Annotated in this window: 5 protein-coding genes; 1 reads left to right on the top strand and 4 read right to left on the bottom strand. The window is 30.2% G+C overall.

Annotation, left to right across the window (positions count from 1 at the left end):
* Positions 1-24: 24 nt before the first annotated feature.
* Positions 25-411, top strand: a complete 387-nt coding sequence (locus ACH2BO_RS07285) for a DUF983 domain-containing protein (protein WP_395044091.1) — start codon at positions 25-27, stop codon at positions 409-411.
* Here ACH2BO_RS07285 and ACH2BO_RS07280 read toward each other — a convergent pair.
* From ACH2BO_RS07280 to gldL, 4 genes are all read right to left on the bottom strand, one after another.
* Positions 377-1444, bottom strand: a complete 1068-nt coding sequence (locus ACH2BO_RS07280; RefSeq protein ID WP_395044090.1) for an NAD(P)/FAD-dependent oxidoreductase — start codon at positions 1442-1444, stop codon at positions 377-379. The genes ACH2BO_RS07285 and ACH2BO_RS07280 overlap by 35 nt on opposite strands.
* A gap of 55 nt (positions 1445-1499) precedes the next feature.
* Positions 1500-2417, bottom strand: a complete 918-nt coding sequence (gene gldN / locus ACH2BO_RS07275) for a gliding motility protein GldN (protein WP_395044089.1) — start codon at positions 2415-2417, stop codon at positions 1500-1502.
* 47 nt (positions 2418-2464) lie between these two features.
* Positions 2465-4018: a gliding motility protein GldM gene (gldM, locus tag ACH2BO_RS07270; RefSeq protein ID WP_395044088.1), complete on the bottom strand. Its 1554-nt coding sequence runs from the start codon at positions 4016-4018 to the stop codon at positions 2465-2467.
* A gap of 60 nt (positions 4019-4078) precedes the next feature.
* On the bottom strand, positions 4079-4489 hold a 411-nt coding region (gene gldL / locus ACH2BO_RS07265), incomplete at its 5' end, for a gliding motility protein GldL (RefSeq protein ID WP_395044087.1).

The raw sequence follows: 4489 nt of genomic DNA, 5'->3' as shown, positions 1-4489 counted from the left end.
AACGGTAACCCAAATTTTTTGCAAATGTTAAAAAAAGGATCCAAATTAAATAGCATTTTAACAGGAAGTTGTCCAAGATGTCAAGAAGAAAGTATGTATTTGGACAAAAATCCGTATAATGTGATGAATTTATACAAAATGCACGAGTATTGTAGCCATTGCAAATTGAAATATCAGGTTGAACCATCATTTTTTTATGGCGCAATGTATGTGAGTTACGGATTAACGGTTGGAATTGGTGTATTAATTTTTGTGATTTTAAATTTATTTGTAACCTTGAACGCTACAAAATCATTGCTGTCAGTGATTTTAGGAATAGTTATTTTAATACCAATAACTGCTAGATTAGCCCGGAATATTTATATAAATCTTTTCATTAGCTTTGATAAAAATTGGAAACGAAATTCTTAAATCTTTTTATATCTACATAAGAATCAAGCGGTTCGTTTTTTTCAATAGTATTATATAACATTTTTGCCATTGCAGGAGCAAGCATTACACCTCTAGTTCCTAAACCATTAAAAATGTGCATATTTTTATGAATCGGATGTGAACCCAACATTGGTTTTCTGTCTTTAACAGTTGGTCTTATACTGGCAAGATGATTTACAACTTCAAATTCGCATTTTATTAATGCTTTCAATTCGACTAATAGTTCATCTTTTGCCTGTTGTGTTGGTATATTTGTTTTATCATCCCAATTATAGGTTGCTCCAACTTTGTATAAATCATTTCCTAATGGAATAATAAAAATTGCAGTTTTTACAACCATTTCTAATTTTAAATCAAGTGATTTAATGATTAATAATTCGCCTTTAGCTCCATCTAACGGTAAAGTAGAAAAAAACGGGTTTAAAAGCATTCCAAATCCTTCTGCGAAGACAATATGTTTTGCTTTAATATTTTCATAAACGACAAAATCATCATTAAGTATCAAATTATTATATTGAAAAGAGTAATTGGAATAACAATTTACACTTATTAAATAATTGGTGTATGCTTCAATAAGTTTTTTTGTATCTACAAAACCAGTGAAGTTTACCTTTCCAAAACCGAATGGCGCATCTATATTTTTGTTTACATCAAAAACTAAATCGTTAGATAAATAATTTATTAGATTGGGCTTATCTGATGCTGTAAACCAATTGTTTTGCTCCTCAATAGAAAAAAATTTTCTTAGTAAAGGAATTTTATAATCAAATTTGGTGTTTAATTTTTCTTCTATTTTTAAATAAAAATCTTCTAATATTTGCAATTGTTCCTTTGCCTGCCATACTTCTGTAAATCTTTTCAAGATAACTGGATTATATATACCAGCAGCAATTCGAGAAGAATTTTGCGAATTATTATCAAAAACATAAACAGATTTACCATTATTAATGGCAGTTTCTGCAAATGCAATTCCTGCTAAACCACAACCTACAATTATATAATCATACTCCATAAAAAAAACTCTTACCAACAAAGGTAAGAGTTTTTATATTGTTTGAAAAATACTATTAGTAATTCCACATATCTTGCTCAAAATTTCGAATCTTCTCTTTAACTCTTTCAGATTCTAATAATTGCATTTGGGCATTTTCTTTCATATAATCTTGAATAGTCCTATCACCATAAACGTTTTCTTCTTTATAAATCACACCACTAAAACGACGTGAATTTAACAAATGGTCAAAAGTAATTGGCATAGCAGAATTCTTATCATTGAATGCTTTAGCATCATGTAAAACATTTCTTATTGCTGGAAAATATACCCAAAATAATTCAATAACATCAATATTACCTTTAGCTTTGTCTCTAGCTTCTATAGCAACAGGACAAATGGCTAGCAATCTATATTTCAATTCACTTTGACGTTTATCAAAATACCAAAACCCTTTTATTCTATAACCAGAAACATCAGAAGCAGCTAATTCGGTTTCATTAATATATTGGGGATCTAGTATTTTAGCCCCAGATTTATAACCTTCAATATCAGTATTAAATTCATCAATACCGGCATCCGTAGTGTCAATATATTTAAACGTTGAAGTCATATCTTTTAATGATTTTTTAGAATTAAAATAATCATCACCATAGACTTCTGTTATTTGTCCACTTTTAATTCCGTTTAAAAGCACTTGAAAAAGAGATCTTCTTTCTTTTCCAACAAAAGCAGTATCTACAGGATAATACAATGGAAAATTAACTCTTTCATCAAGATCGATTAATTCCCAAGTAGTTTTTCCCATCAAAACATCTCTATCATGAACATAACCATAAGGAAGAGGTTTGTCATTATCAGATTCTAACTGAGCCGCTGATTTCTTACCAATTTCGTCTGGTGTTTTAGCATTCAATAAATTAGATTGGGCAAAAGAAGACAAACTTCCTACTGCACAAAAAACAACTACTAATAAAAGGTTTTTCAATTTCATAATATTCTTTGTTACTTAAGTAAACTTATAACGAATAACTTAAATTTTTATTGTATTTCAAAAAATGCTGGCGCTGCTGTTTTAACTTGAATTCCAGCACCTTCTCCTATAATTTTTGTTTTGATATCAGATATAACTATTTGTTCTCCTTTACCAGCTCTAGCTAATGCAGCTTTACATTGTGCGTTAACTCTATCGCCATTTACTACAATTGATGCTTGACCAGGAACTTTAAAAACAAACTGTGTTACTTGAAACTTTAAATCATATAAAAAATCAGGCAAAACTGCTGTTATTTGAGAAACTTCTAGACGAGATTTTGCGCCTTTATCATTCCCAGCTTTTCCTCCAATTGCACCAAGAGGAGCAGGAATACCTTTGATTCTGAATGTCTTTTTATCTGAAACACTTGTTCCGTCTGGCAATTTACCAGAAACACTAACTGTAACTTCATTTCCTGAACCTGGATTTAAATTATAAGCACCAGGCTTAGAACCTTTTGACATTCCAGGTGCATTTGCAACAACATTATTGTCAGAAATACCTGCAAATGAAATTGTCATTGGGTTTGGCAATCCTCTATAAACAACATTCATTTTATCTGCTGAAATATTTGCAGAATTTGGTTTTGGAACTACAACATAATTTCCTTTAATTGGCAAACTAACAACTTTGCCACCTTCGTCAAAATTGAAAGAACCAGTAATTTCATGTTCTCCGACTGCACCAGCACCAAAAGAAAAGTTAGCTTCTCCAGCTTTAGCAGGAACACTAACACCATTAACAATTACAGATTTTGCAATTAATTCTGGATCAAATTTACCAAGTATAATTTTTCCTTTAACAGCTTCACCTTGAAAAAATGCTGATTTTTCAGGAACTACAATTGGTTGATATTTTGTTAAAGATGCTGCTGATATCAAACTTGTTTGGAACATTCCAGCAATAACATCGCTTTCTGTTGTTTTAATATCTGCTTGCAATTGAGATAATTTAGTAATAGATGCAATTAATGGAAATCCTTTATAATTATAATCTATCCATTTTAATGTTGCTCCAGCTTTTGCTGATTTTACAGGATTAGTTGCAAATCTATTTTGAAATTTTTTAATTTCATCTGCTGCAATCGCACTTCCACCAATTTCCTTGATTTTAGTTGAATAATTAGATATTTTATCTAAAAATTCTTGACCTTTAGTTGATACTTTATCACCTTTGAAAAACAAATTATCCATAAAGTCACCTTTATCCATTTGTTCAAAAGGCAAATTACCTTGTTCATCTCTTACAAAACCTTTAGTAGCTTCTGTTTTAATGTCTTCAATATATGCATAAAACTCTTTAGATAAAGTTCTAATTTTATCAACTTTTATTTTTTTATCACCATATTGACCTGGTTGCTCTGAAGCTTTTTGTGCCAGTTGTTGAAATGCATCATCATTACGAGCTGTTGTGAGTGTATTTGATTCAACTATTTTGTTATTCAAAATTCCGAAAGCTGACAAAACTTCTTTTGACATGTTTAGTGCCAACATCGCGATAAAAACCAAGTACATTAGGTTAATCATCTTCTGTCTAGGGGTTAATTTTCCTCCTGCCATTTTTTCTAATTAGTTTAGTTTAAAATTGTTTTATTTATAAAAATTTAGTTTTAAAACTAATTATCCTTTATTGCTCATTGCAGATAACATTCCACCATATACATTGTTTAATGTAGAAAGATTAGAAGTTAAAGATTGCATTTGGTCTTTTAATTTCAAGTTGTTTTCAGCAACTTCATTGTTTATTTGTGCGTTTCTTTCGCTAGTTTGTATTTGAACTTGGTAAAGACCATTTAACGCCTCCATTTGTGTTGCTGCTTTACCCATTTCTTCTGCATATTTTCTTTGACCTGCCATTGAATCAACAGTTGGAGAAATTGCTTTTGCTGCTCCTTCAAAGTTTTTAATACTATTTCCTAAACTTGACATTAATTCACCATCAATTTTAGCTTCTTTCAACATTGCGTCTAATTTTTGAGAAAGTAAACCTTGAGCTTCAATAGGATCTTCTGATTTTACTTTTTTAGCTTT

It is taken from the genome of Flavobacterium sp. (assembly GCF_043773265.1).
Lineage (GTDB): Bacteria > Bacteroidota > Bacteroidia > Flavobacteriales > Flavobacteriaceae > Flavobacterium.
The sequence above is the reverse complement of the archived record's forward strand: the minus strand, read 5'-3'. Positions and strand labels throughout refer to the sequence as shown.

Bases quoted from the DNA above. Each gene is read 5' to 3' on its own strand.
- ACH2BO_RS07285 (WP_395044091.1), top strand. From the start codon at position 25: ATGTTAAAAAAAGGATCCAAATTAAATAGCATTTTAACAGGAAGTTGT.
- ACH2BO_RS07280 (WP_395044090.1), bottom strand. From the start codon at position 1,444: ATGGAGTATGATTATATAATTGTAGGTTGTGGTTTAGCAGGAATTGCA.
- gldN (WP_395044089.1), bottom strand. From the start codon at position 2,417: ATGAAATTGAAAAACCTTTTATTAGTAGTTGTTTTTTGTGCAGTAGGA.
- gldM (WP_395044088.1), bottom strand. From the start codon at position 4,018: ATGGCAGGAGGAAAATTAACCCCTAGACAGAAGATGATTAACCTAATG.